At 60.9% G+C, this 24803-nt stretch carries 27 protein-coding genes; 11 read left to right on the top strand and 16 right to left on the bottom strand.

Annotated elements, in window-relative coordinates; genetic code table 11:
* The 6 genes from QWJ46_RS02600 to QWJ46_RS02575 form a co-directional block, all read right to left on the bottom strand.
* Positions 1-690, bottom strand: coding sequence for a glycosyltransferase (locus tag QWJ46_RS02600; RefSeq protein ID WP_302748863.1), 690 nt, complete (start codon positions 688-690; stop codon positions 1-3).
* A 74-nt stretch (positions 691-764) separates the two neighbouring features.
* A complete protein-coding gene (locus tag QWJ46_RS02595) occupies positions 765-1634 on the bottom strand; it encodes a 3-deoxy-manno-octulosonate cytidylyltransferase (RefSeq protein ID WP_302748862.1) in 870 nt (289 codons plus the stop codon).
* Positions 1635-1681: 47 nt separating this feature from the next.
* Positions 1682-2587 (bottom strand): glycosyltransferase family 8 protein, encoded by a 906-nt coding sequence (locus tag QWJ46_RS02590; RefSeq protein ID WP_368046067.1) that lies wholly within the window; start codon positions 2585-2587, stop codon positions 1682-1684.
* 181 nt (positions 2588-2768) lie between these two features.
* On the bottom strand, positions 2769-3155 hold the full coding sequence (locus tag QWJ46_RS02585; RefSeq protein WP_302748906.1) for a type II toxin-antitoxin system VapC family toxin: 387 nt from the start codon (positions 3153-3155) through the stop codon (positions 2769-2771).
* A gap of 2 nt (positions 3156-3157) precedes the next feature.
* Positions 3158-3418, bottom strand: coding sequence for a type II toxin-antitoxin system Phd/YefM family antitoxin (locus tag QWJ46_RS02580; protein ID WP_302748860.1), 261 nt, complete (start codon positions 3416-3418; stop codon positions 3158-3160).
* A gap of 99 nt (positions 3419-3517) precedes the next feature.
* Positions 3518-4720, bottom strand: a complete 1203-nt coding sequence (locus tag QWJ46_RS02575; protein ID WP_302748859.1) for a pyridoxal phosphate-dependent aminotransferase — start codon at positions 4718-4720, stop codon at positions 3518-3520.
* A gap of 293 nt (positions 4721-5013) precedes the next feature.
* Here QWJ46_RS02575 and QWJ46_RS02570 point away from each other — a divergent pair, with 293 nt between their 5' ends.
* The 4 genes from QWJ46_RS02570 to QWJ46_RS02555 all read left to right on the top strand — a co-directional run bounded on the left by QWJ46_RS02570 (position 5014) and on the right by QWJ46_RS02555 (position 11214).
* Entirely contained in the window at positions 5014-6645 is a 1632-nt protein-coding gene (locus tag QWJ46_RS02570) for a glycosyltransferase family 39 protein (RefSeq protein ID WP_302748858.1), read from the top strand.
* 235 nt (positions 6646-6880) lie between these two features.
* The gene (locus tag QWJ46_RS02565; protein ID WP_302748857.1) at positions 6881-9262 is read left to right on the top strand and encodes a marine proteobacterial sortase target protein; all 2382 of its coding nucleotides are present in this window, start codon (positions 6881-6883) and stop codon (positions 9260-9262) included.
* Positions 9252-10013 carry a class GN sortase gene (locus QWJ46_RS02560; RefSeq protein ID WP_302748856.1) on the top strand — a complete coding sequence of 254 codons (762 nt, stop codon included), beginning with the start codon at positions 9252-9254 and terminating at the stop codon, positions 10011-10013. Before QWJ46_RS02565 ends, QWJ46_RS02560 begins: the two co-directional genes overlap by 11 nt.
* Positions 10014-10071: 58 nt before the next feature.
* The gene (locus QWJ46_RS02555) at positions 10072-11214 is read left to right on the top strand and encodes a PQQ-dependent sugar dehydrogenase (RefSeq protein WP_302748855.1); all 1143 of its coding nucleotides are present in this window, start codon (positions 10072-10074) and stop codon (positions 11212-11214) included.
* A gap of 21 nt (positions 11215-11235) precedes the next feature.
* Here the strand turns inward: QWJ46_RS02555 and QWJ46_RS02550 are convergent, their stop codons facing one another.
* Positions 11236-11667 carry a hypothetical protein gene (locus tag QWJ46_RS02550; protein ID WP_302748854.1) on the bottom strand — a complete coding sequence of 144 codons (432 nt, stop codon included), beginning with the start codon at positions 11665-11667 and terminating at the stop codon, positions 11236-11238.
* Between the two features lie 174 nt (positions 11668-11841).
* Between QWJ46_RS02550 and QWJ46_RS02545 the strand changes: the two genes are divergently transcribed.
* The 3 genes from QWJ46_RS02545 (at position 11842) to QWJ46_RS02535 (ending at position 14035) form a co-directional block, all read left to right on the top strand.
* A complete protein-coding gene (locus QWJ46_RS02545; protein WP_184454195.1) occupies positions 11842-12732 on the top strand; it encodes a DMT family transporter in 891 nt (296 codons plus the stop codon).
* Between the two features lie 486 nt (positions 12733-13218).
* Entirely contained in the window at positions 13219-13434 is a 216-nt protein-coding gene (locus QWJ46_RS02540) for a cold-shock protein (RefSeq protein WP_003561293.1), read from the top strand.
* Positions 13435-13582: 148 nt separating this feature from the next.
* Complete coding sequence (locus QWJ46_RS02535; protein WP_011426247.1) at positions 13583-14035, top strand: BA14K family protein; 453 nt, start codon at positions 13583-13585, stop codon at positions 14033-14035.
* A gap of 59 nt (positions 14036-14094) precedes the next feature.
* Here the strand turns inward: QWJ46_RS02535 and QWJ46_RS02530 are convergent, their stop codons facing one another.
* A complete protein-coding gene (locus tag QWJ46_RS02530) occupies positions 14095-14967 on the bottom strand; it encodes an oxidoreductase (RefSeq protein WP_302748853.1) in 873 nt (290 codons plus the stop codon).
* Between the two features lie 71 nt (positions 14968-15038).
* On the opposite strand from QWJ46_RS02530, the gene QWJ46_RS02525 reads away from it, so the two are divergent.
* The gene (locus QWJ46_RS02525) at positions 15039-15461 is read left to right on the top strand and encodes a helix-turn-helix domain-containing protein (RefSeq protein WP_085778894.1); all 423 of its coding nucleotides are present in this window, start codon (positions 15039-15041) and stop codon (positions 15459-15461) included.
* On the opposite strand, the gene QWJ46_RS02520 is transcribed toward QWJ46_RS02525, so the two are convergent.
* From QWJ46_RS02520 to QWJ46_RS02505, 4 genes are all read right to left on the bottom strand, one after another.
* A complete protein-coding gene (locus tag QWJ46_RS02520) occupies positions 15458-16834 on the bottom strand; it encodes an ATP-binding protein (protein ID WP_184454191.1) in 1377 nt (458 codons plus the stop codon). The genes QWJ46_RS02525 and QWJ46_RS02520 overlap by 4 nt on opposite strands.
* Positions 16835-16908: 74 nt before the next feature.
* A complete protein-coding gene (locus tag QWJ46_RS02515) occupies positions 16909-17610 on the bottom strand; it encodes a response regulator (protein WP_011426251.1) in 702 nt (233 codons plus the stop codon).
* The gene (locus tag QWJ46_RS02510) at positions 17611-18102 is read right to left on the bottom strand and encodes a MarR family winged helix-turn-helix transcriptional regulator (protein WP_064804038.1); all 492 of its coding nucleotides are present in this window, start codon (positions 18100-18102) and stop codon (positions 17611-17613) included. It abuts the gene before it with no gap.
* A gap of 504 nt (positions 18103-18606) precedes the next feature.
* Entirely contained in the window at positions 18607-19224 is a 618-nt protein-coding gene (locus tag QWJ46_RS02505) for a DUF1236 domain-containing protein (protein ID WP_184454189.1), read from the bottom strand.
* 291 nt (positions 19225-19515) lie between these two features.
* On the opposite strand from QWJ46_RS02505, the gene QWJ46_RS02500 reads away from it, so the two are divergent.
* Positions 19516-20169, top strand: a complete 654-nt coding sequence (locus QWJ46_RS02500) for an MBL fold metallo-hydrolase (RefSeq protein ID WP_302748852.1) — start codon at positions 19516-19518, stop codon at positions 20167-20169.
* A 51-nt stretch (positions 20170-20220) separates the two neighbouring features.
* Here the strand turns inward: QWJ46_RS02500 and QWJ46_RS02495 are convergent, their stop codons facing one another.
* The 4 genes from QWJ46_RS02495 to QWJ46_RS02480 all read right to left on the bottom strand — a co-directional run bounded on the left by QWJ46_RS02495 (position 20221) and on the right by QWJ46_RS02480 (position 22551).
* Complete coding sequence (locus tag QWJ46_RS02495) at positions 20221-20562, bottom strand: tRNA-binding protein (protein WP_302748851.1); 342 nt, start codon at positions 20560-20562, stop codon at positions 20221-20223.
* 11 nt (positions 20563-20573) lie between these two features.
* Positions 20574-21401, bottom strand: a complete 828-nt coding sequence (gene proC, locus QWJ46_RS02490) for a pyrroline-5-carboxylate reductase (protein ID WP_302748850.1) — start codon at positions 21399-21401, stop codon at positions 20574-20576.
* A gap of 1 nt (position 21402) precedes the next feature.
* Positions 21403-21903, bottom strand: coding sequence for a YbjN domain-containing protein (locus tag QWJ46_RS02485; RefSeq protein WP_004680153.1), 501 nt, complete (start codon positions 21901-21903; stop codon positions 21403-21405).
* 387 nt (positions 21904-22290) lie between these two features.
* Positions 22291-22551, bottom strand: a complete 261-nt coding sequence (locus QWJ46_RS02480; RefSeq protein ID WP_011426257.1) for an accessory factor UbiK family protein — start codon at positions 22549-22551, stop codon at positions 22291-22293.
* A gap of 205 nt (positions 22552-22756) precedes the next feature.
* Here QWJ46_RS02480 and lgt point away from each other — a divergent pair, with 205 nt between their 5' ends.
* Both lgt and QWJ46_RS02470 read left to right on the top strand, forming a co-directional pair.
* Positions 22757-23605 carry a prolipoprotein diacylglyceryl transferase gene (gene lgt, locus QWJ46_RS02475; RefSeq protein WP_184454179.1) on the top strand — a complete coding sequence of 283 codons (849 nt, stop codon included), beginning with the start codon at positions 22757-22759 and terminating at the stop codon, positions 23603-23605.
* Positions 23606-23624: 19 nt separating this feature from the next.
* Positions 23625-24725: a class I SAM-dependent methyltransferase gene (locus QWJ46_RS02470; protein WP_302748849.1), complete on the top strand. Its 1101-nt coding sequence runs from the start codon at positions 23625-23627 to the stop codon at positions 24723-24725.
* Positions 24726-24803 lie beyond the last annotated feature (78 nt).

Genomic DNA, 24803 nt, shown 5'->3' with positions numbered 1-24803 from the left:
TTAGGCGGGCTGTTGGGCGAAGAGCAGGCGTTCACGGGCTGCGAACCATTCCTCGGCGTAATCGTCGTTCTTGTATTCCTCGAAATACGGCCCGCCATCGGTGAAATGGACGTTCTTGGCGTCTTCGCGGTAGTCGTATTCATTGACGAGGTAATTCCACGTCACCGGTAATTCGCCGATGAGGTCTTCATTCTCCAGCCATTTGAACTGATGCAGTTGCAGCCCGGTCGCGGTATTGACGTAGTCGGGCGTCAGCGCGCGGCATTCGTCATTGTTGAAGAGAATGAGGCTCGACCAGTTCTTCTTTTCGTACTTGGTCTGCGTCTGACCGAGGAATTTGGTGTCGATCTTCGGCCGGTAATCGTGTTTGACGCACATGACGGCGTAACGCTCGTTGCGCAATGCCCAAAGCTCGGCGATATCGGCACGCATCAGCATGTCGCAATCCATGAAGATGCTCCAGCCCTCGTAACCGCTCAGATAGGGCGTCAGGAAACGCGAGAAGGAGAACTCCGTGGATTGCAGCGCGTTGCGCTGGCGGGTGAAAATCCTGCCAAGATTGGAGAGCGCAATGGGCGAGAACTCGACCGGGATCGACGACTTCTCGATGATGCTCTGCACGAGAACGTGGTAGGCGACCACTTCCTTGGGATCGAATCCCACAAAAATTCGGACGTTCTGTTGTTCCATTGTCCACCCTTGATCGCCAGTATCGGCAACAGCTTTCTTGGCCACCCACGCCTGTTGGCAACGGCCTGCGACAGTCATCTATTCGACTTTTCGAGAAAACGCTGCTTGCGGGTTTTCGGTTTAAACCGCCGAAAGAAATTGTCGACGGCGCGGATGAATTTGGTGACGGACATCAGCCTGTCGATCTGGCTGTTAGTATTGTCGAGCCGCTCCGACAAGACCTCAACCGCAGTCATCGCGATCTCGATCGGCGGCACCTCAGGAAACCGTTTGGCAAGCGCCGAATAGGGGCTGGCATCGACGCCGCCCATCATCGAGATCGAACCCATACGCGCAAAGAGACGCAGGAAAATCTGCTCGAACGTCCAATCGTGCACGTCGAACACCTTCCACTTCTCGCTCCGCTTCGCCGAAAAGCCGGCAAGCAGGATCTTGCCCGGCAACTGCAGATCGGCGAGCCACAACGCTACCGCAAAGCCGCTCGTCGCGATCTTGCCGATCGGATAAAGATCGGCGAGCATTTGCGTCAGATCAAGGTGACGGGCCTTAGCGCCTTCAAAGCAGCTCTTTTCGCTGAAATTTTCCTCGACGGAGACCCGGATGTTGACGACGCCGAGAAAATCGTCGCCGCCAAAGAAACGCAAGACATCTGCCGCCTCGCGCCGGTGGACGATATGGGCACCCATCACGTCGCTGCGGGCAACCAGCATGGAATGGCCGACGAAGGGTTCGTCGAGCACCTTATAGACCTTGTTGAAGAAGACGTAGAGCGCCGTCTCCGGCAATTCGCTCCGCAGCCGTTCGAGGTCAACCGCCTCGCTGTTTGCTACCAACACGATATGAGAATAGCCCGACAACAGCGCCTTCCACGCTTCCGGCGTCAGGAAATTGAAGCCGCCATCCGGAGCGGTCGTAGCCTTGTTATCGCTGGGGATTGCTTCCATATCGCCTCACATGCACTTTCCAAGGACGACGCGCTCCGTCCGCCCGACTAGCTGTTGCTGAAATAGGCGCGCATCCGGGCAAGCCGCGTCAGCCCGCCGATCTGCTTTCCCACATGCGAGAGGAAGCCCGCCACTCGATCCGTCATCGACGGCTGCCTGCAGAAGGACGTCCAGGGTGTGTTGCGAAGATCTTCGGCATAGTGCTTGGCCATCCGCCGGTGCACCCAGGGGACGTTCGCCTGCCACGGCTTCTTGCGGCCGGTAAAATGAAAGATAGCCGGCCGATCGACGAAAGGCAGCAGGCCCGTCTGTGTATTCCAGCGCGGATCGAGCACCAGCCAGTCGCGGTCGAAAGTGACGTTCAACGCATCCTGGTCGTTATTCTCGAACAGATGCGACCGCTCCTCGAAGATTTCCCGGGTCCTGGCGAAAAGCCCCCTCGCCCGGCAGGCCGACCAGTCGAACAGCAGCACGCCGGCATTGAAGTAGCGACCGCCCTCGCCCATGCCGATCTTGCGCTGCCGTGCCCCGGCCTTCTCAGGAAAGGCCATGACGTAGTCGTCGACGGCGGCGAGCGCCTTGCCTTGGAGATCCCGCGTGAAGAGCTCGTCGACGGAAGCCACCGCGAGCACGTCGGCATCGAGGTAAAGCAGGCGCTCGATATGGTCCGGTATATCCCAATCCATATAGAGCCGCGCCAGCGTGGCGGCGGACCAGCGGCCCCGCGCCTGGAGGCCGGTATCTGGCGTCTTATAGGGCAATACCCTGATCGCCATGCCGTGAAGCCGCCCAAAATTATCGACCTCGGCGACCTCGTGCGGCTTGAGGTCGATGCCGAGAAGCAGGAACTCTACATCAGCATTTGTAAGATTGCGCTTGACGGAAAGCAGAGTGCAGCAGGCGGCCGGGAGCATGTTAACGTCAGAACAGACGATGACGGCACTCTGCTGCAAAATCAGGCCCCCCCGAAGCGGCAAATTGAACTTGATGCCGGATATCTAGTTGGTTTGGCGGCCGCCCGCAACCGCAGATCACCCGCCCCACCGGCACTCCGCGTCACGTTTTGAATCGGAATTCAACGACTTGCGAGGCGAAGCGGATTCAATGCGGCAACGCGTTGAATCAGGAGGTGAGCTATAGGCGCAATGCCAGAGGATGATCAACGAGCAGCCGGTCGACGGTGGCGAGTTGCAAGCCTTCCACCTTGCACTGCGCCAACAGCAGCCGATCAAAGGGATCTCGCGTCTCCGGCTCGGGGTCGGCGGTGGTGATGACGTGTGGGATATCAACAGGCAGGATCGTCAATCCGGCTTCCCGTAGATAGATGGGAATGGTCTCAAGCGGCAATCCCGGCTGCAATTTGCCAAGTCTTGTCTTGATGGCGATTTCCCAAAGACTGGCGACACTGACTAAGCCGCTGGTGACGCCGTCTGAAAGCAACTGCTCGACACGCGGAAAGCGTTCGGTCAGCTTCTTCTGCGCGATAGCGATCACCATATGCGTATCAAGCAGCACACGCATGGTCACGGCAGCGGCTTGAGAAGGAAATCTTCCGGCAAAGGATCGTCGAAATCGTCGGCAATATACATCTCCGTCCTCGTGATACCCTTGGAACGGAGGTAGGCCTCACCAGCCTCCAGATTCAAACCGCCGCGTTTCTGATGCGGCACGAGGTCGAACGCTGGCCGGCCGTTGCGCGTCACGACAACGGTTTCGCCTGCCTCGACCTCGCGGGCAAGCTCGGTCAGGCGGTTCTTCGCGTCGCGGATTGAAACGGTCTTCATAACTCAAATGTAGCCACATGAAGCTACATCGTCAACGCCACTGCAGACAAAAGGCCCGCCATCGCCAGCGGGCCTTCGATCGACATTGCGGCAATCAGTTTATTTGCAGGCGCCACAGAAGCGCTGGATGCGCCGGCAGGCTTCCTCGAGCAGATCTTCCGATGTCGCATAGGAGATGCGGAAGTTAGGGCCAAGACCGAAGGCCGAGCCGTGAACGACGGCGACGCCTTCCGATTCCAGAAGCTCGGAAACGAAATCCTCATCTGTCTCGATGACCTTGCCCGACGGCGCCGTCTTGCCGATCAGGCCGGCGCAGGACGGATAAACGTAAAAGGCGCCTTCCGGCACCGGGCAGACGATGCCCTTGGCCTGGTTCAGCATGGAGACGACGAGGTCGCGGCGGCCTTCGAAAATCTTCTTGTTCTCGGGGATGAAATCCTGCGTGCCGTTCAGCGCCTCGACAGCCGCCCATTGGGCGATCGACGTCGCACCCGAGGTCTGCTGACCCTGGATCATGTCCATCGCCTTGATGAGCTGGATCGGCCCGGCGGCATAACCGATACGCCAGCCGGTCATGGCATAGGCCTTGGAAACGCCGTTCATCGTCAGCGTGCGGTCGTAGAGCTTCGGCTCGACTTCGACGGGCGTGACGAATTTGAAGTCGCCATAGGTCAGGTGCTCATACATGTCGTCCGTCAGCACCCAGACATGCGGATGCTTCATCAGCACATCGGTCAGCGCCTTCAGCTCGGCATGCGTATAGGCCGCGCCCGTCGGGTTGGACGGAGAGTTGAAGATGAACCACTTCGTCTTCGGCGTGATCGCCTTTTCGAGATCGGCGGGCTGGAGCTTGAAGTTATGCTCCTGGGTAGCCGAAACGAACACCGGCGTGCCGCCGCAGAGCGCCACCATCTCCGGATAGGACACCCAGTAAGGCGCCGGGATGACGACCTCATCGCCCGGGTTCAGCGTCGCCATGAAGGCGTTGAACAGGATCTGCTTGCCGCCGGTGCCGACGATCGTCTGTTCCCAGGAATATTCAAGGCCGTTCTCGCGCTTGAACTTGGCGGCGATCGCCTTGCGCAGCTCGGGGATGCCGGAAACCGGCGTATACTTCGTCTCGCCGCGGTTGATCGCGTCGATGGCAGCCTTCTTGATATTGTCTGGCGTATCGAAATCCGGCTCGCCTGCGCCAAGGCCAATTACGTCGCGTCCTTTCGCTTTCAGCTCACGCGCTTTCTGGGAGACGGCGATGGTGGCAGAAGGCTTCACACGGGAAAGAGCATCGGCAAGGAAGGCCATGATATCGGTCCTATTGGTTGAAACGGGCAGAAAGCCGGGACCGGAGTTCTGCGGTTAGCTCTATGTCCAATGTATGACGGCATTTCAAGGACAAAGGCGTGATGGGGGCAATGATTCTTATTCATCGTTTGGCCGCGCCGGCGGGCTGGCCCGCTTTCCATTTCGGCGAGGCTTGCAGCGAACGGTGGAACCGTTCCGCAGCCAAGTGCGCTTGCGGCGGGATTTAGCTCAGCCTAATCTTCCTCCCGATCCAATGGCGGCGCGTATCGGGCGTCAGGGAGGGCACGGTTAGAATGGCGGACGTCCGGGAATTGAACCAGCCAGAGGGACAGCAATACCAGCAGCAGGCCACCGGCCGGAACATGGCTGCCCGCAACTATCTGAGCCTCCATACGGCGATTTTGCTCGGGATCCTGTTTATTGCCATCGTCTTCAGGTTCCACAAGATCACCTTGCCGCTGGTCGACGGTTTCAGCTGGCGCGAGATCAGCACCGCGATGATGGCGGACAATTTCCAGCAGCGCAGCTGGAACATCTTCTTTCCGGAGGTCAGCTGGACCGGGCCCGGGCCAAGTTATCAGGGCCGCGAGTTCCAGATCATCAGCTATGTCACAGCCCTGCTCTACCAGCTCTTCGGCTGGCACGACTGGTTCGGCCGCGTGGTAGCGGCTTTCTTCGGTCTGGTGACGGTGTTTTCGCTGCATAGGGTCACCGCGCTATGCTGGGGCGAGATGCACGCCCATGCGGCGGCGCTTGCCTACGCGCTGATGCCGGCGGCGATCATGATCGACAGCTCGTTTCTTCCCGATCCGGCAATGCTGGCCCTGGCGACGCTTGGCGTCTGGCTGTTCGTCAAGTACTGGGCCGGCGGCAGCGGCTGGCTCTTGCCGCTCGCCACGGCGAGCGTCTCGCTCGGCGCACTGTCAAAGCCGCCAGGCCTCGTCGCGGGGGCCGTCGTCTTTTATTTGATGGTTTGCTGGATTCTAGAGAAGAAGCAGAAGCAGGCAACCGTGGTCTTCGTTTGGGGGCTTTTAAGCCTAGCCATCATCGCCTCTTATTACAGCTGGGCCATTTATCTCGGCCGCAACTATCCGCCATATCATATCGCCGGCAGCGGCGGCTACATCTGGGATCACGGATTTTGGGCATACGTCAAGAACAGGTTTTATTTCAAATCCGCGTGGAACACGGCGGTCTTGTGGTTCTACGGCTATCCATTCTTGATGCTGTCGGCGGTCGGCTTGTGGATACCGCCGAGATCCGTCGAAGACCTGAAGCAACGCGCACTTTCAACCATTCCCTATGTATGGATGGCAGCGGCGATGATCCTCTATCTGGCGGCGGCGGGCGAAATCACCGCCAATGTTTGGAACTTCCACATCTTCCATGTGCCGCTCGCGATATTCTGCGGCCGCGGCGCGCTTCTCCTGGCAACGCTTTCCTCGAGAACAGTTCTAAAGCCGGCTGTGGCGCTCCGCGCCATCTGCATCGTGGCCGTGGCGCTTGCCTGGTCGACCCTGCCCCTCGTCAGGACGATGAAGAAGCCCGTCGCCACGAAGGGCAAACTGCTTGGCGAGGAACTGGCGCGGTTGACGCAACCGGGCGATCTCGTCGTCGCCATCGCGCCCGACGTCGGCGACCCCGTCGCAGTCTACTACAGCAGGGCGCGCGGCTGGGTGTTCCCACCGGGCGGAGGCGACGCCGATTGGTCGACATTCGTCGCGGATGAGGCCACTGCGATCGCGCAGCTCGACGAACTGCGCGCGCAAGGCGCGGATCTGTTCGGCGTTGCCAAGAACGCCACCGACCAGCAGAATCGGCGGTTCGTCGAGCATCATGTTGGCGTCATCGATTATCTGGACAAGACGGCAACCAAGCTTGTGGATTCGAACGATTTGCTGGTCTACAGAATCACCCGTCCATGAACGTCGCGACAGTCTGAGGCCATGGGCTTTGGACAGGACATGGCTCGATCGCGGTGCTTTCGCCGTGACGACGATTCTGTTTTTCGTCTTTTGAAATCAGAGAGATCGTCGGATTTCGTCATCGCCACGAATAAGCCGCAACAAATGCCGCACGCCGCCGCAATTCGGTCGCGAGCGCGCCGAGATCGAAGCTGCATCATTCGCTCATCCAAAATTGGTTATTGAGGGTAGGCCAATGTTTCTGGAAGATGAGTTCGCCATCGGGCGCATGCGCATGCGCCGGATCTCCATTTCATGTCTTGTCGCCGTCACCGCCTTTGTCGCCTGCATCGCCGCGATGCTGGGGCTGGCCTCCACCGCCCGCGCCGAGACGCGGCAGGCATCCGGCCAGCTCGCGGCGCTTGTGCGGCCGAACGACGTCAACAACAGCTCGCTGCTCTTCCCGTCGAAGGAACCGGGCTTCTATGTCGAAGCGCCGCGGCTGAAGACCGACGTCGCAATCGATGTCTCCGGCCCGATCGCCAGGGTGAAGGTCACCCAACGTTTCCGGAACCCGAGCCAGGGCTGGGTCGAGGGCACCTACGTCTTCCCGCTGCCGGACAATTCCGCCGTCGACGCGCTGAAAATGCAGATCGGCGAACGCTTCGTCGAAGGCCAGATCAAGCCGCGCCAGGAGGCCCGAGAGATCTACGAGCAGGCCAAGGCCGAGGGCAAGAAGACGGCGCTGCTCGAACAGCAGCGGCCAAACATCTTCACCAACCAGGTCGCCAATATCGGCCCCGGCGAAGAGATCGTCGTGCAGATCGAATATCAGCAGACCGTCCACCAGTCCGGCGGCGAATTCTCGCTGCGTTTCCCGATGGTCGTCGCGCCGCGCTACAATCCGGCGCCGATCGTCCAGACCGTCGAATTCAACAACGGCGCCGGCTTCGCGACACCGAGCGACCCGGTGGAAAATCGTGAGAAGATCGAAGCCCCGGTGCTCGATCCGCGCGAGAATGCCAAAATCAATCCGATCTCGCTGACCGTCAATCTCAAGGCCGGCTTCCCGCTCGGTGACGTGAAGTCGTCCTTCCACGAGATCGATATCCGGCAGGATGGCGACCACTCAAGGACGATCAGACTGAAGGGCGATGCTGTACCCGCCGACAAGGATTTCGAGCTCACCTGGAAGGCAGCCCCCGGCAATATGCCGAGCGCGGGCCTCTTCCGCGAAGTCATTGATGGCAAGACCTATCTGCTCGCTTTCGTCACCCCGCCCACGGCACCGGATGCGGCGGCGCCGCCGAAACGCGAGGTGGTCTTCGTCATCGACAATTCCGGCTCCATGTCCGGCCAGTCGATCGAGCAGGCAAAGCAGAGCCTGGCACTTGCCATCTCCAGGCTGAACCCCGGCGACCGTTTCAACGTCATCCGTTTCGACGACACCATGACCGATTATTTCAACGGTCTCGTCGCTGCTACGCCTGATAATCGCGAAAAGGCCATCGCTTACGTCAGGGGCCTGACCGCCGATGGCGGCACGGAAATGCTGCCGGCGCTCGAGGATGCGCTTCGCAACCAAGGCCCGGTCGCAAGCGGATCGCTGCGCCAGGTCGTATTCCTGACGGATGGCGCGATCGGCAACGAACAACAGCTCTTCCAGGAAATCACCACAAACCGCGGCGATGCCCGCGTCTTCACCGTCGGCATCGGCTCGGCGCCGAACACTTATTTCATGACCAAAGCCGCCGAGGTCGGCCGCGGCACCTTCACCCAGATCGGCTCGACCGATCAGGTGGCAAGCCGCATGAGCGAACTCTTCGCCAAGCTGCAGAACCCCGCAATGACCGATATCGCCGCGACCTTCGAAGGCATCGAAGCCGAGGATATCACGCCGAACCCGATGCCCGACCTCTATAGCGGCGAGCCCGTCGTTCTGACGGCGGAATTGCCGCAGGAAAAGCCTACCGGAAAGCTGCAGATCGTCGGCAAGACAGGCAACCAGCCCTGGCGCGTCGAGATGGATATCGCTAATGCCGCAGACGGCAACGGCATTTCCAAGCTCTGGGCGCGACGCAAAATCGAGGATTTCGAGGCCCGCGCCTATGAGCGCCAGGATCCCGCCGCACTCGACAAGAACATTGAGACGGTGGCGCTCGCCCACCACCTCGTCTCGCGCGTCACCAGTCTGGTCGCCGTCGACGTCACTCCGTCGCGGCCGGTAACCGAACCGCTCGGCTCGGCGAAGCTGCCGGTCAACCTGCCGGAAGGCTGGGACTTCGCAAAGGTCTTCGGCGAAAATGCCGTCCCGTCTGGCGGCGCCGAACGCCACGGCGCGGCCACGCCTGACGGAAGCGCCGAACCGCAACGGGCGGCAGCCGCAACGCAGGATCTCGCTGCATCGCCCGAGATCGCCAACTTGATCGCCGCGGCGCCGACGGCGAAAGCCGCCACGCTGATCGCGCAGAAGAGCTCGACCGTGAACCTGCCGCAGACGGCGACACGCGCCGACGAGCAGATCATGCGCGGGCTCACCATGCTGCTGCTGGCGATGGCGGCGGCGAGTGGGCTCGCCATCTGGCGCCGCCGCCTCAAGGGTCTCGTCACGGCCGGAGCCAAGCGCGATGGTGTCTAGCAACAATGAGGAAGCGGCCGAATTCGAGCCACTTCCGACCTATCTGGAACTCGCCATGGCCGCCGCCACGGCCCACGACATGCCGAAGGCGCGAAGGAGAAAGGGTTTCTTCCTCTGGCGTCTTTCGCCGATCGAAAAGACGATCGCCTTCGCCATTGCCGGTCTCGCCTTCTACGGCCTTGCGCTGATCGGCGACGGTTTTCTGCTGAAGGCGAAGGCGGAAATCTCGCAAGTCCTGCTGAAGCGTGCTTTTGCCGCCGAACTGAGCGGCAAGGAGACGAAACCCTGGCCCGGGGCCGATTTCACCACGGAAGCCAGGGTGCGTGCGCCGCGCCTCGGCAAGGAGGTGATCGTGCTTTCCGGCGCCTCCGGCGAAGCGCTCGCCTTCGGTCCCGCCTGGCTCGCCAATACACCGCAGCCGGGCGACGAAGGCACCTCCATCATCGCCGCCCATCGCGACACCCATTTCCGCTGGCTGCAATATATAAGGCCAGGCGATACGATCGAAGTTACCCGCCGCGACGGCAAGCTATTGACCTTCAAAGCCGGCGAAGGCCGCATTGCCCCCTGGGACGCGAGCGGCATCGACCCCTCCTCCGATGGCCGCCGCCTCGTACTGACCACCTGCTGGCCCTTCGATGCGACGGAACGCGGGCCGCTGCGCTACATCCTCGAAGCCGAACTAGTCGATGGTAGCGCGATCGGCTCCGTTCAACCGGCAAACACAAAGCCGTTATTACAGACAGACTGAGGCTTGAAGCTCTGCCCTGCCCCTCCACGTTCCGGATGGAGAGACGACGGGGAAGCAAATGACGAGAATATCCGCCTTCCATTTCGCCGCGGCGCTGGTTCTGTTCGGCGCCACACCGGCCAATGCGGCCGATTCCGTCAACACGCAAGGTCCTGCGGTTCGCGTCGAAAAACTGGCCGATGGTCTCGAACACCCCTGGGCGGTCGAAGTGTTGCCTGACGGCGCCTATCTCGTCACCGAGCGGCCGGGCCGCATGCGTATCATTCGCAATGGCAAGCTTTCCAAGCCGATCGGCAACGTGCCCAAAGTGAATGCCCGCGGCCAGGGCGGTCTTATGGACGTGGCGCTTGCCACGGACTTTGCCACGAGCAGAAAGCTCTATTTCACCGCCGCCATCGCCAACAGGCAGGGCTCCGGGACCGAGGCCTTCAGCGCGACGCTGTCCGCCGACGAAAAGACGCTTGAGGCGGTGACGCCGATTTTCACCATGAAGCGCTTCACATCGGGCAACATTCAATATGGCGCGCGCATCGCGGTCGCCCGTGACGGCACACTGTTCATCAGCGTCGGCGACCGCGGCGACCGCGACCGCTCGCAGGACTGGCAGGACGATGCCGGCTCGATCGTCCACATCAATGCCGACGGCAGCATCCCCGCCGACAATCCGTTCAAGGACGGCGGCAAGGCGCTGCCAGAGATCTGGTCGAAGGGCCACCGGAACCCGCAGGGCATCTCTTTCGATGCCAAGGTCGGCAAGCTTTATACCGTCGAGCATGGCGCACGCGGCGGCGACGAGATCAATCGGATCGAAGCGGGCAAGAATTATGGCTGGCCGATCATCACCTACGGCCGTGACTATTCGGGCGCCGAGATCGGCGAAGGCACCGCCAAAAGAGGGCTGGAGCAGCCGCTGCACTATTGGGATCCTTCGATCGCGCCCGGCGCGCTCGCCGTCTATCGCGGCGCCATGTTCCCGGAATGGGACGGCGACTTCCTCGTCGCGGCGCTGAAATTCCAGCTACTCTCACGCATGCAGCGCGACGAGAGCGGCGCCTTCGTCGCCGAAGAGCGCTTGTTCGAAGGCGATTACGGCCGCATCCGCGACGTCATCGTGGCGCCCGACGGCGCGCTGCTGATGGTGACGGACGAGGACGACGGCGCGCTGCTCAGGGTCTCGCGGGCGCAAGCCAACAATGGTTGAGATCTCGCCAGGCTCAAGCGTCTACTTACAGCTATATTCCCAGATGAAGTACTGAGAATGCCTGGCGTCGGGATCCTTGTCTTGCTCCGGATCCTTGCTCAACCAAATATTTCCGAGCGAGGAAACACCGTTCCGGCAGCTGTCCTTGATCAAAATCGCCACCATCTCGAAAACCTGCAAATGCCGGTCACGAAAAGACATTTCGGCCAGCGGGCCTGTGTATTTCTTCCCGTTATGAGTGACTTCAATTCTGCGGCTGTTCGGACCTGAAGCGGTAACGAGATAGCTGAACTTCGAACCACTGCGCTCTACAGTTCCGCTTTTTACAGCATCGCGGGCATCCGCTGGTTCTGTGGCAAGTGCCAAAAGTCCGCACAGCACAATGAACTTCAAATATTTTCCACCCATAAAATACGCGCTCCCGTTATCCGCCCATGATGCTGGCTTGATCATGTACAAAATCAGCAATCGGCCGGCATTACTACGGTTGCGATCCTTCGCTCCACAGTCACGTGATCTGCTTTGCGGTTAAGGTAATAGATCGACCCGTCAAAGTCTTCGTGCTTGCCTGGAGGAACCGCAACTGCTAACCGCTCGGACAGATCTCCCTTCCCCCTCGAGGACGACATGACGCGCATTCAGGCGAACCTCCTCCTGTTGCTTGCCGCCGCCATCTGGGGCGGCGGCTTCGTCGCGCAGTCGACGGCGATGAAGGCGATCGGCCCCTTCTGGTTCATCGCCTTGCGTTTTGCCGTCGCCACATTGGCCGTCTTGCCTTTCGTTCTTCTGGAAGCGCGCAAAGCAGAGGTGAAGACCAGCGCGCGCCATGCCAGGCTCTACGTCCTCACGGGTCTTGCCCTTTTCAGCGGTGCCGCCACCCAGCAGGTCGGCCTGCAGACGACGACGGTAACGAATTCCAGCTTCATCACCGGCCTCTATGTCGTCTTCGTGCCGCTCATTGCCGTGTTCTTCCTGCGCCGTGCCCCGCATTGGATCATCTGGCCGGGTGCGCTGACGGCGCTCGCCGGCATCTATCTCCTGTCCGGCGGTCAGCTCTCGGCGCTCACCTCAGGCGATCTCCTGACCGTGGTCTGCGCCGTCTTCTGGGCGATCCAGATCACCCTTGCCGGCACGACCGTCTCCGAGAGTGGAAGGCCGCTCGCGCTGGCCGCCACGCAATTTGCCGTCACCACGGTCTGCGCGCTGGCCATTGCCGCGGCGGTCGAACCGATCAGCCTTTCGGCGATTTGGGCCGCAGGACCTGAGATCCTTTATGTCGGCATCTTCTCGTCCGGTCTGGCCTTCGTCCTGCAGGTGATCGCCCAGCGCTACACGACGCCGTCGCAGGCGGCAATTTTCCTATCATCCGAAGCGCTCTTCGGCGCATCGCTCGCAGCCCTGATTCTCGGTGAGTCGATGCCGGCTATGGGATATACAGGTTGTGCGCTAATGTTTATCGCTATGCTTGTAGTCGAGATCGTCCCCGGCTTTGTTCGTCGCCGCCTGCCGGCCATCTGAACATGCGTCCAAATATGGGTGGATGCCGGATTTGAAAAAAATTTCAACGGATCCCGAAAGCCCGTTTACGTTGCATTTTTGGCAAAATCTGCCCGAAACTTACATTGCGGGCGATATAAATCGTTAATCATCTCCCATTCGCGGCGGAAATTTTGCGTTTTTGCGTAAACCAGATGTCGGCTGCAGTGTGCCCGCAAGGACACGTTAAAAAACTTTTGCTTGCCAAAATCCCTTAAACGCAGCACTCTCGGCGCGTTCGGGCATTTTGCGAGCATGGGAAGTCCTTAAGTATTTGCGCGCCGGGAACGCTAATATTCCGGTCAGCCGGTTCCGAAAAAGACAGGCGAAAGTCCTGTTTGGAGCAGGCCGAGGTAGAGGGGACCTTTTTCTCACATTTCAAGACTTGCCTGCCAACGCCTCCCGCAAGGAGGCAATGCTATGATGCTGCCCGTGTGGATGGCGGGCAGAGAGAAAAGGACCTGACGCATGGCCGAGACTGGGACTGTAAAATTCTTCAATACCGACAAGGGCTTCGGCTTCATCAAGCCGGACCGGGGCGGCGCCGACATCTTCGTTCACATTTCTGCCGTACAGGCCTCCGGGCTGGCCGGTTTGACGGAAAACCAGAAGGTAAGCTTCGACACGGAGCCGGATCGCCGCGGCAAGGGCCCCAAGGCCGTCAATCTGCAGATTGCCGGCTGAGCCCTTAACAAGGCTGTCGAATTCGAGTTGAAGCCCGGCAGCAATGCCGGGTTTTGTCGTTCAGCCTTCGTTCAGCTGCGGATTTGTAGGAATGTTGTCATCGAGAAAGGAACCGACATTCGGTTCCCGGAATTAGGGTATCACGCTTATGAACAGGCTCGCCAAAACTCTTTTGCTGACGGCAACGGCTGCCGCACTCACCCTCTCCGCCATCGGCGAGGCATCGGCCCGAGATCGCCATTGGCGCCGGAATGACGCGCTGGTTGGCGGCGCCGTCGGGCTTGCGACGGGCCTGATCGTCGGCTCGGCTATCGCGAATGCCAATAACGGCCCTGTTTACGATGAACCTCGCTACATCGACCCGCCGTACGAGCCGGATTACTATGAACCCGCTCCCGTCTACCGCGCCCCGCGCCGCGTCTACGTTGAAGAGCCGCGCTATGTCGAGCAGCCGCGCTACTATGCGCCCGTCCGCACGGCTGTGGAGCCCTGGTCGCCGCAATGGGAGCGTTACTGCTCTTACCGCTACCGCTCCTTCGATCCGCGCAGCGGCACCTATATCGGCAATGATGGCCGCAGCCACTTCTGCACCGCCGGCTGATCTGCCAACACGTCATCGCGAAGCGCCGCTCTCCAGCGGCGCTTTTGTTTTTGCCTCGTTCAGCCCGCCTTCTTCTCCCAGGGCATCGCCCGCAACTCGGCATCCGACTCGAAATCGGTCGAGACGCTGACCGCGCGCCATACCCGATCGGCCTCGATGCGTGCCGCATCCGACTTCTCGACATTGCGCACAGCATCACTGCCGAGCAGCAACCGGAGCGGCGGTTGGTCGAGACCGGCAATGTGAATGACGACGGCGGCCGCTTTGGCAGGATCGCCAGGTTGACGGCCGTCATATTCACGCTGGAAGCGCACCGTGGCGCCGACCGTTTCCGCATAGTCCGCGCGCCCCTCGGCCAGCACCGTCGAGGCACCGGCGAAATCAGTTCTGAAACCGCCGGGTTCGACCACTGTCACCTTGATGCCGAATGGCGCGACTTCCTTCGACAACACCTCCGAAAAGCCCTCGACGGCAAATTTGGCTGCCGAATAGGCGCCACGTCCGGCCGGTCCGATACGGCCGCCGACGGATGAGAACTGGATGATATGGCCCGCACCCTGTTCGCGCATCAGGGCGATCACCGCCTTGGTCATGATAACAGTACCGAAGAGGTTGGTCTCGACCTGGGCTCGGAAATCGGCGAGGCTGGTATCCTCGATCGGACTGACATTGCCGTAGCCGGCATTGTTGACAAGCACGTCGATACGGCCGAACCGCTTCACGCCAGCTTCCACCGCGGCAGCTGCCGCTTCCTCGTCGGTCACGTCGAGCGCCAGCGTCAGCACCTGATTGCCATATTGTCCGGAAAGATCCGCAAGCCGGGCAGGATCGCGCGCCGTCGCCAATAGATTGTCGCCGGCGGCCAGAACCGCCTCCGCCAGCGCCCGGCCGAGACCACGCGAACTGCCTGTAATCAACCACACCTTCGACATCGGAAACCTCTCCTTGATTGGTTCCCCGAGCATGTAGGTCCTATTGTTCCCGATCGAAAGAAGGTACCAGAATGATCTATACACACCTCGAGGTAACTGAAGTGGCCGGCGACATATTCGATTTCTGCTGCAACATGACCGAAGAGCAGGATGCACGGGCGCGCGCCTTGATAGAACGGGCGGCGGCGAAATGGCCACTGCGCATCCTGCACGCACTATCGGATGCCGGCGCGCCCTTACGCTTCTCGCGCCTCATGGAGCGGATCGAGGGCATCAGCCAGAAAGTGCTGACGCAGACGCTGCGCACCCTCGAAAGCGACGGCCTCATTATTCGCACCCTCTATCCCGAGATTCCACCGCGCGTTGAATATGAATTGACGCCGCTTGGCCGCGACCTCCTCATGCAGGTCGTCACTCTCTGGCGTTGGATCGTGGAGCGCCTGGATGAGTTCGATTCGCGCAAGGCCGTGAAGCTGACGGCAACGGACAATTAGGCCGGAATACGGATCGTTGCCCGTAAGCCCCCGAGCGGGCTGTCGCCGAGCGTGACGTTGCCGCCATGGCTGCGGGCAATATCGCGGGCGATCGCCAGACCGAGGCCGGTGCCTGATGCATCCAGGTTGCGGGCCGCATCCAGCCGGAAGAACGGCTTGAACACGTCCTCGCGATTCTTCTCCGGAATGCCCGGCCCGTCATCGTCGAAGATAACAGTCAGCCACTTGGCATTGTGCTTGGCCTCGATGTCGAGCCTATTGGCATAACGGCGCGCGTTCGAGGCAAGGTTGGTGACGAGACGCGTGAACGCATTCGGTCTGACGGAAATGTCGTCGTCGCCCTCGATCGAATAGCTGAACGTTTTACGATGCAGGACGAAGTCGGATTCCAGCTTGGCGAAGATCTCGCTGAGCTTCAGCTCGCCGACATCCTCTTCGACCTCGCCGCGGGCGAAGGCCATGTAGGCCTCCAGCATCGTCTGCATATCATTGACGTCGTCGTTTAGGCCATGCAGGTCGGGATTGTCGCCGGCGAGCGCCAGTTGCAGCTTGAAGCGGGTGAGAATGGTGCGCAGATCGTGGCTGACGCCGGAAAGCATCGCCGTCCGCTGCTCGATCTGCCGCTCGATGCGTTCACGCATCAGAATGAAGGCAAGGCCGGCGCGCCTGACCTCGTCGGCGCCGCGCGGATAGAAATTGTCGGGCTTCTGCCCTTTGCCGAAGCTTTCGGCAGCCCGCGCCAGCATCAGGATCGGCCGGATCTGCCCGCGCAGGAAGAGGATCGAAATGCCGATCAGCACCAGCGACGTGCCGACCATCCAGACGATGAAGATATGGGTGTTGGAGGCATAGGTCTGGCTGCGTTTGGCCAGCACCCGCAGGATCTTGTTCTCGAGCTTGATGCGGATTTCGACGAGATTCGAGTTGCCGACCGTGTCGATCCAGAAAGGCCGGTGAATTTCGTCGGTGATCTCATCGCTGAGAATGCCATCGAGGATCGAGAAGAACGGCTTGACGCGCGGCGGCGGCAGATCGCCGTCCGGCTCGATCGAAATCTGCAGGTTGAGCTGATCGCGCGCAATGCGGATGATCTCGTTATAGTCCGAATTCTGCGGATAGGTCTCGACGATCTCGATGATCGCGGCGATGTCTCGGGTGACGGCGAGCGACAGCCGCTCGGTCACCATTTGCCAGTGACGCTCCATGAAGACGGCGGCGACGACGGATTGCAGCAGCACCATCGGGATGATGATGATCAGCAGCGAGCGCGCGTAGAGTCCGGTCGGCAATCGGCGCCGCAGCCAGCGGACGATCCAGCGCCAGCCCGCCGCCGGAGCGCGGTCTTCCCGCCGCAAACTGTCCATTGTCACCATCGTCGGTCCCGGCCGTTCAGAGCACGATGCGGGAAAGTGTGAACGTCATCGGCATCATGCTCCACTTCTTAAATCTAGTCGATGCTCAGCCTGTATCCGATGCCGCGCACCGTCTGCAGCCAGACGGGGTTGGCCGGATCCTCCTCGATCTTGCGCCTGAGCCGGTTGATCTGCACATCGATCGTCCGCTCGCCGACCTCGGTGTCATTGCCGATCAGCTCGTGGCGGGGGATGGTGTCACCGGCGCGCCGCGCAAAGAGCAGCATGATTTCCTGCTCGCGATCGGTAAGCCGGATCACCTCGCTGGCTTTCTTTAACTCCTTGCGGGTCAAGGAGAAAGTATAGGGTCCGAACATGACCTGTTCGATCTTCAGCCCCTCACCGTTGGCGTTGCGGCGCAGGATATTGTTGATGCGCAGGACCAGCTCGCGCGGATCGAAGGGTTTGGAGAGATAGTCGTCGGCGCCGGCCTCGAGGCCTTCGATGCGGTTGCCCGATTCCGCCAGCGCCGTCAGCATGATGATCGGCACGTTCTTGATGGCTCGAAGCCCGCGGGTGACGTCGATGCCGGATTCGCCCGGCATCATCACATCCATGATGATGAGATCGAAATCGAGACCGGCAAGTTTGCGCTGCGCCTCGGCGCCGTCGGCCGCGACAGTGACGCGAAAGCCGTTCTCCGCGAGATAACGATTGAGCAGCGCGCGGATGCGAGAGTCATCGTCGACCACCAGCAGATGCGCCGCATCGTCGGAAATACCTGTCTTGACCGCCATTCAATCCGCCTTCTTTCTGTCCCGCATGCCTCTGAGGAAGGCCTTCACGCCCTCCCGCACCTGCGCAGAGGCTCCTTCGAATGCCCGCTCAATGCGGCGCGATTGCGGCTCTGCAAGGGCAAGCGCCAGCTCGCGCCCCGACTTCGTCGGATAAAGCTTGCGCTGCCGCCGATCCTCGGGACCGGCCACCTGGCGAATATAGCCCGAATCGATCAGCTGTTTCAGCACCCTTGCAAGACTCTGCTTGGTGATCTTCAGTGTGTCGAGAAGATCAGCAACCGTCATGCCCGGATTGCGGTTGACGAAATGCACGACGCGGTGATGCGCCCGTCCGAAGCCGCTCTTTTCGAGGATGGCGTCAGGATCAGAAACGAAGTCGCGATAGGCGAAGAAGAATAGTTCGATGATCTCGAAATCGATACCGCCTGTATCCTCCATCGGCGTGGCCAACGGCTCCGGCTTGCCTGCTTTGGGACCGGTCTGTCGTGACACTCGGCATTTCCTTTCTCGTTCCGCATGCTGCGGGAAACTTCCGCAAAGATAGGTCAGTATTATTGACATAAATTTACGCGACTAGTAGCTTTGCTGAACTTTGGTGGGAGCCCGCCCGGCTTCTCAATTTCCCTGGCACTTCTTTGGAAACCAAGGTCCGCCCGGAACTTCCGACGCAATAGTAATTCCCCTAGCGTCTGTGGATAAAACGTAATGGGGACAACAATCAACAGGTATGGCGGGTGAAGCGCCGGAGAAGGTTTGGGATCGCTTGGCATCGAGCGCGCGCGATCCTGCCGGAGGAACTGGCTGATTTCAGCGAATGTGTCCTCACCAGTTTGGCCGCGCAAGTAACGCCGGTCTCTGAGATGCCGAACCCTCAGAATATTAGCATTTTGTCAAATAAAGAAAGAAAGCTAGGAAAGTCAACCCTTGCGGGATTAAGGCGGGGAGGATTGCCCGGACCAGGCGGCCTGCCGACCGCCTCGGTAGTTGCCGATGATCTTACTGATAGACGTAGACGATCCGACGCGTCCCTGGATCGACCAGAACGGGCCGGTCGTTGATCCTTGTGTAGCGATATTCATAGTCCGGAATCGTCTGGAAAGTCACGTCGGCAGGCACTTCCGCGCCGACGACCACATCGCCGCCAAGCCGGACCGTCTCGGTCGGATTGGTCTCGATGTAGGTCCGCACCGTCTCCGGCGGCGTGATCGTTTCGACGGCTCCAACCGGACCGATCAATTCATCGCCCGGCGCCGGTTGCGGGTCGGCCGGGACAACGCTGGCGGTCGACTCGTAGGTCACGACGGGAACGCCGATCTCGGCGCGATGCTGCTCGACGATAACCTGGTTGCCGCCGTAGTCCATCTGCAGATAGTCCGCATAGACCCAGCCGCGCATGCCGTTGACGTCGACACGGCACCAGCGGCTGCCTTCGATACAGCCGTCAAGCACCGCGGTCGAACCGCGGGTGGCAAGGCCGACCGCCGGATATTGCGGACCCGGACCTGCGCGGACGTTGAGATCGTTGACCGTGGTGGCCACCATCTCCGCCTGCGCCAGACCGCCGCTCGCCAGGAGCACGGCTCCAACCAACAGGATGTTTCTCTTCAAGGTCATGTGAGCGTATCTCCTTGGTTTCGATGGCCGGACAACGCGCGGCGTTCCACGATGTTCCCACGCGGCCCACCCCGGCAAAACGCCCCCTGCAGATACGCTTCCACAAGCAATTGAAAAGCCAGAATAAAATTTGATTTCGTCGACGCGCTGAACGGCGGAAGAGACCTATAAACTTGTGTTGCAGTCGGTCTTTCTGCCGTGAAACACGCGTCAAAAGCAGAAGATTTCGGCTGTCCTCGCTGCCGTTTCGGACTATACCCTCAGCACCCCAGACACCCAAGCGAGGCACTTATGGGCATGCTCCAGGCCGGCATCATTCCGGTGACACCCTTTCAGCAGAACTGCACGGTCTTCTTCGATCCCGATACCCAGGAAGGCGTCGTCGTAGATCCGGGCGGCGACGTGCCGCTCATCCTTCAGGCGATCGAGAAAAGCGGCCTGACCATCAAGGAAATCTGGCTGACGCACGGTCATCTCGACCATGCCGGCGGCGCCGGGGAGTTGAAGGAAGCCCTCGGCGTCGACATAGTCGGCCCGCATCAGGACGACCTGCCGCTGCTGCAGCGCATCGAGACCCAGGCCACGACGTACGGCATATCAGGATTGCGCAATGTTCTGCCGGACCGCTGGCTGAAGAACGGCGACACGGTCTCCTTCGGCGCCCACGAATTCGAGGTCTATCACACGCCCGGCCATGCCCCCGGCCACGTGATCTATTTCAACCGCGCACAGAATTTCGCCCATCTCGGCGACGTGCTCTTCAACGGCTCGATCGGCCGCACCGACCTGCCGGGCGGCAATCATCAGCAGCTGTTGGATTCGATCCGCGACAAGGTCCTGCCGCTTGGCGACGACGTCGGCTTTATCTGCGGCCATGGGCCCGGCAGCCGCATCGGCGACGAAAGGCGAAGCAATCCGTATCTGCAGGAGATCAGGCCTCGTTGAGCATCCGATGCAGACACATCAGGCACCCGGCAAAATGGTGTGAGCCCATGCTCACATCATCTTCCTGCCGTTCGGCACCGGCTGTTCGACCGCCGCAAGCACGATCGCGCCATTCTCGTCCTCGAATCCCAGCGTCAGCACTTCCGAACGAAAAGGCCCGATCTGCCGCGGCGGGAAGTTGACGACGCCGAGTACCTGCCGGCCAATCAGGCTTTCCAGCGTATAATGCACGGTGATTTGCGCCGAGGATTTCTTGATGCCGATCTCAGGGCCGAAATCGATGAGCAACTTGAAAGCCGGCTTGCGCGCCTCCGGAAAAGGGCTCGCTTCGATGATCGTACCGATACGGATGTCGACACGCTCGAAATCGGCGTAGCTGATCTCTTCCGCCATGTGGTTCTTCCTCAGCCGGCCAGTTCCTCGGCCCGCTTGCGCGCCGCCGCAAGGGCTGCGTCGAACAGGGGCTGCATGCCGTTCTCGGCCATCAGCACGGCGAGCGCCGCCGCCGTCGTGCCGCCGGGAGACGTCACATTCTGCCGCAGCCGCGAAGCATCGTCGGGGGACTGGTGCAAGAGTTCACCAGCCCCCGCGACCGTTTCCCGCGCAAGACGCATGGCGAGGTCCGCCTGCAGGCCGAGCTTTCGGCCTGCCTCCGCCATACATTCGACGAGATAGAATACATAAGCCGGGCCACTGCCGGAAAGCGCCGTCACGGCATTGATATCGGCCTCCGCAGGCACCCATTCGACCGGGCCGGAGACGCTGAGAAGGGCATGGACGCGTTTGCGCTGCGGATCGCTGACTCCTGAATTGGCAAAGGCCCCGGTCACACCGCGGCCGACCATAGCCGGCGTGTTCGGCATGGCTCTCACCATGGCGGCTTTGCCGAGATGTTTTTCGAGAAAACCGAGCGTCTTGCCGGCTGCCACCGAGACGACGACCGTCGCCGGCCCGACGGCGCTCTTCACATCAGGCAACACCGTCTCCATCACCTGCGGCTTGACTGCGAGGAACAAGACGCTTGCCTTCAATTTCGCAGGGACCGCGGTCAGATGCGTCGCACCGGCTTCCTTGATCGTCGCCAGCATCGCCGACGAGGGGCCGGGATCCACAACGATGACGGCCGAACCCGGAACGCCGCTCTTCAGCCAGCCGGAGAGCATGGCTCCGCCCATGTTTCCGGCGCCGATCAGTACGACGGGATTTGCCGAGGAGAAAGCCTTCGCCGGCATCTTATGCCTCGCCCACCGTTTCGAACAGCACGGCTTCCATCGCCTTCGCCGCGTCCATGCCGGACCAGACAACGAACTGGAATGCCTGGAAATAGGCTTCGCAGGTGTCGAGCGCGCTGGAAAGCAGCACCTCTACCTGGCGATTGGTCGGCTCCGCGCCGCCTGCGAGCAGCAGCGACTGCCTGAAAATGACGACATCTTCCTGGCGCCAGAGGTCGAAATGACCCATCAGCACCTGCCCGTTGATCGCCGAGAGCAGCTTGACCACCTCGTTGACCCTGATGTCGGGGACTTTGATATCGAAAGCGCAGCCAAGATGCAGCGCCTCGAATTCCTCCATCCAGGAAAAGGAAACATGATAGTCCGCCCAGCGCCCCTCGACCGTCATCGCGATCTCGTCCTCGCCGGACCGCTCGAACGACCAGTCGTTGTTGGAGGCAACGTACTCGATCATATCGACCGGGTTCGACTGACGCTCGACTTCCAATTCCATCAGGTTCATGCAGCACCTTCTTGACCGGAACGAATGCGGCTTAGCTTGGGATACGAACACAAGAAAGACACACGCAATGCCGGAAACCACCATCGGATGATCGTTGAACCGCTGCCAGACTTAACGCAGATAACCTGCCCGGAGCTTACCAAGTCGCTTCGAATCATCATTTAAAATCAGTGTATAATGACCCTTGCCACCTGCCAGCCCCCAGAAGGGAAAATAGGGCAGACCTGCTGTGGAAAGCACTTCGAAACTCAATTCAGAAGGGAGATTAAACGACTCTGCGTATTGGCTTTTTTGGCAGTGTCCACAGGTGGAAAACTCACCTGGAATTTTTTATGACAGATGCGGCGTGTGGCATGAAGGCAACGCCGCATCTGCGCCCTACGGGATTTAGTGGGCCTCGCCGGCAAGCTTGGCCTCCAACGCCGCGATACGGGCGGCAAGCGCCTCGTTTTCATCACGCGCCTTGATCGCCATCTCGCGCACGGCCTCGAATTCCTCGCGCTTGACGACGTCCATACTGTTCAACCATCGCTCGGCCTGGGCGTTGAAAGCCGTCTCGATCTCCTTGCGGACACCCTGGGCGGCACCTGCCGCGTCGGTCATCAGCTTGGCGAACTCGTCCATGATGCGGTTCGTTCCGGTCGTCATGGCGTTTTTCTCCCTTCGCATAAGGTGAATTCAGCCCTTTTGGGGCCTCGAAGATTGAGGTAGGGCTTCGCCACCCGCGATGCAAGCGCTTTGCGCGGGATAGCCTTATCCTGAAGCGGGCAGCGGAGGCGCGATCACGAACAATGCACTTGACCGTCCGGGATCGCGGCGGCATGTTCCGCCGACCTCAACGGATGGGAAAACCTTGCCGACAGCAGCCAATCTCCTTGCCATCATGCCTTTCCCGGACATCGATCCGATCGCTTTTTCGATCGGTCCGTTGGCGATTCACTGGTACGGCCTGGCATACGTCGCCGGCATCCTGCTCGGCTGGGCCTATGCGCGCCGCCTCGCCGCCAACGACAGTCTCTGGCCGGGCAATACATCGCCGATGACGAAGACGCAGCTCGACGATTTCATCGTCTGGGCCGCCCTCGGCGTCGTGCTCGGCGGCCGTCTCGGCTATATCTTCTTCTATGACCTCTCCGCCGTCCTGCGCGATCCCATTCGCGCAGTCGAAATCTGGAACGGCGGCATGTCCTTCCACGGCGGCCTGACCGGCACGACAATCGCCATGATCATCTTTGCCCGCCGCAATGCCATTCCGATCTGGAGCCTATTCGATATCGTCGCCGCCGTCGTTCCCTTCGGCCTGCTCTTCGGCCGCATCGCCAATTTCATCAACGGCGAGCTCTGGGGCCGGCTGACCGACGTCCCCTGGGCCGTAGTTTTCCCGACCGGCGGTCCCTTCGCCCGCCATCCGAGCCAGCTCTACGAGGCCGGCCTCGAAGGCATCGTCCTGCTCCTGGTGCTTGCCGCCCTCGTCTACGGCATGCATGCGCTGAAAAGCCCTGGCTTCATCACGGGCGTCTTCGTCTGCGGTTATGCACTGTCGCGCATCTTCGTCGAGTTCTTCCGAGAGCCGGACGCCCAGCTCGGCTACCTCCTCGGCACGAACTGGCTGACCATGGGCATGGTCCTCTCCTCCCCGATGATCCTGCTCGGTCTCTGGGCGATCCTGCGGGCTCGCCGCCAGACTGCGCCGCAGCTCTGACAACGGCGGGACGCGCGACATGACCACCGCTCTAGGCGAAAAGATCAAGGCGATCATCCAGGCCAACGGCCCGATCAGCGTCACCGACTATTTCTCGCTCTGCCTCGCCGATCCCGAGCACGGCTATTACCGCACCCGCGAACCCTTCGGCCGTTCGGGCGATTTTGTCACCGCGCCCGAAGTCAGCCAGATCTTCGGCGAGATGATCGGCGTCTTCGTCGTCCATGCCTGGCAGCGCCACGGCACGCCGGCAGATGTGCGCCTGGTCGAGATCGGCCCTGGCCGCGGTACGATGATGGCGGATATGCTGCGTGTCATCGCCCGCATCGCCCCGCCGCTCTTCGACACGATGAGCGTGCATCTCGTCGAAACCAGCGAGCGCCTGCGCGACGTTCAGAGCCAGACACTCGAAGCCTATGGCGAGCGGATCGCGTGGCACGATGGCTTCGATGAGGTCCCGTCCGGCTTCACGCTGATTGCCGCCAACGAATTGTTCGACGCGATCCCGATCCGGCAGTTCGTCCGCACGCAAACGGGTTTCCGCGAGCGCATGGTCGGGCTTGACGCCGATGGCGAACTGACCTTTGCCGCAGGTGTCGCGGGCCTCGATCCCGCCCTACTGCCGGAACCGGTACAGAACCTGCCGCTCGGCACGCTTTTCGAGATCTCGCCCGCCCGCCAGGCCGTGATAATGGCGATCTGCGAGCGGCTGCGCGCCTTCGGCGGCACGGCGCTGGTCATCGACTACGGCCATCTCGTCACCGGCTTCGGCGATACGCTGCAGGCGGTGCGCATGCATGAATTCGACCCGCCGCTCGCCCATCCCGGCGAAGCCGACCTGACGAGCCATGTCGATTTCCAGCAGCTCGCCGAGACGGCGCTGACGGCCGGCCTGCATCTGAACGGCGCCCTGCACCAGGGTGACTTTCTGACCGGCCTCGGCATTCTCGAACGCGCCGCCGTCCTCGGACGTGACCGCGAACCGCAGACCCAGCAGGTGATCCAGTCGGCGGTCGACAGGCTTGCCGGCGCCGGTGAGGGCCGGATGGGCGAACTCTTCAAGGTCATGGCGGTTTCCCATCCTGCCATCGATCTCATGCCCTTTCGTCCGGTGGATTGACAGGGCGCACGCGGCTGAGCCAACATCCGCGCGAAACAGGAACTTGAAGCGCGCCGCGGATGCGATGCGCTCGGGACA

Source organism: Rhizobium sp. CBN3, assembly GCF_030518245.1.
Taxonomy (GTDB): Bacteria; Pseudomonadota; Alphaproteobacteria; order Rhizobiales; family Rhizobiaceae; genus Rhizobium; species Rhizobium aethiopicum_A.
The sequence above is the reverse complement of the archived record's forward strand: the minus strand, read 5'-3'. Positions and strand labels throughout refer to the sequence as shown.